This is a genomic window from Gilvimarinus sp. 1_MG-2023 (assembly GCF_030548285.1).
Map to the genome: position 1 here is coordinate 1 of NZ_JAUOSC010000384.1, position 362 is coordinate 362.

Genomic DNA, 362 nt, shown 5'->3' on the forward strand with positions numbered 1-362 from the left:
GAAATCCCTACCGATCGTTTTATTGTGCCGCGCATCGAAGTAGAGCTGGCGTTTATCCTGAAAGCGCCGTTGAACGGGCCAAACTGCACCATTTTTGATGTCTACAACGCCACCGATTATGTGATACCGGCGCTGGAACTGATCGACGCCCGTAGCCAGTCCATCGACCCTCAATCCGGTCGCCCGCGCAAGGTGTTTGATACCATTGCGGATAACGCCGCCAATGCCGGGATCATTCTCGGTGGCCGCCCGATCAAACCGATGGATATCGATCTGCGCCGCGTCAGTGCCATCATGTACCGCAACGGCGTGATTGAAGAAACCGGCGTGGCAGCCGGAGTACTCAACCACCCGGCCAATGG

1 protein-coding gene is annotated in these 362 nt (G+C 56.9%); it reads left to right on the forward strand.

All coding sequences use genetic code 11. The features are described from left to right. The coding region (locus Q4563_RS17305; RefSeq protein ID WP_442903779.1) for a 2-keto-4-pentenoate hydratase at positions 1-362 on the forward strand (362 nt) is incomplete at both ends.